A 1,266-nucleotide genomic window follows, 5' to 3' on the forward strand; every position below is an offset into this window, starting at 1 on the left:
GTTACACTTCAGCATCAGCCCGAAACCCACAAAAAAAGACACCAACCAAAGTCAGTGCCTACCTACTCGCGCGATCGTTCTTTTCCATTGAAAAGGAATAGCCGAAGCCTCTGATCGTGTGGATGTATTTGACGTCGTTCGATCTTTCTAGTTTTTTCCTTAAGTTTCGTATATGAACTTTGACAGTTTGGATGTTTCCAGTGGCGTCCATGCTCCAGATGTCGTCATAGAGCTGATCGTGACTCCAGATTCGTTTTGGATATTGGGCTAATTGAATGAGCAGTTTCATTTCTTTCGCTGTCAGTGGGATCAATTCGCCATTCAAGTAGCATAATTTGTTGTCGATATGAATTTCCAGGTCGCCGTATTTTAATCTCTTTGCGCCTTTTGCAAGATTAACATGATAACGTCTAATGTTTGCGCGGATTCTTGCTTCTAATTCGTTAAAGTCAAATGGCTTTGTCAAATAGTCATCTGCGCCGAGTTCAAAACTGGTGAGCTTATCAACCATTTGCTTGCGAACACTAATAAAAATAATCGGGACAATTAATTGCTTGCGGATTTCCTGACAAACTTCGAAACCATCTCGACCAGGCATTTCAATATCCAATAAGATGAGTTGCGGGATGGTGTGCGAAATGATTTCCAGCGCTTTATCACCGTTTTCAGCAGTAAAAACAGTAAAGCCTTTTTGTTTCAAATAAAGTGCGGTCATTTCACGGATATCACGGTCATCTTCAACAATCAACACCTTATGTTTTCCGATCGTCTTCTCCTCCTTTATTATCGTCTAACACCATAGACGACTAACCGGTGAGTATTGGAACGGTATGGATGACAAGTTAACAACGTAGCTAAATCCCTGCCTTCCTTCACTCGTAAAGAGTCTGTTTCATGAGGCAAAATAACAGCAGACCCTTCAACTTTATAGACTAGTCGTTCATCCAGCGTATGAATATAAAAAACATCTCCAGGTTGCAGCTCGTCTAAGTTTCGAAACATTTCCTTTGTGCCCATCCCGCGGTGGCCTGCCAGTACGGTATGTGTATTCGGTCCACCAACAGGTAAAGATGAGCCTTCGACTTGGCCGATTCCTTGAGATAATGCGTAATCACTCGCTCCTAGAAGAATCGGAATATGTAAGCCAAGTTTTGGGATTTCAAGCGTTGCGAATGTATCAATGTCGGTCGTGTTTCCTTGAGTGTCAGCGGTTAAGCTTCTTTCCTTTAACACCTGATTGCATTTCGTGTTCTCAAGCGGATCATA

The 1,266-nt window shown here is 42.3% G+C and carries 2 protein-coding genes; both read right to left on the minus strand.

All coding sequences use genetic code 11. The features are described 5' to 3' along the window. Positions 1 to 58: 58 nt before the first annotated feature. Positions 59 to 751: a response regulator transcription factor gene (locus FPQ10_RS06090; protein WP_255439735.1), complete on the minus strand. Its 693-nt coding sequence runs from the start codon at positions 749 to 751 to the stop codon at positions 59 to 61. A gap of 32 nt (positions 752 to 783) precedes the next feature. Beyond that, positions 784 to 1,266, minus strand: a 483-nt coding sequence (locus tag FPQ10_RS06095; RefSeq protein WP_186278573.1) for a class C sortase, incomplete at its 5' end; no start/stop codon positions are given.

This window comes from Allobacillus sp. SKP2-8 (assembly GCF_007559355.1).
GTDB classification, from domain to species: Bacteria; Bacillota; Bacilli; order Bacillales; family Alkalibacillaceae; genus Allobacillus; species Allobacillus halotolerans.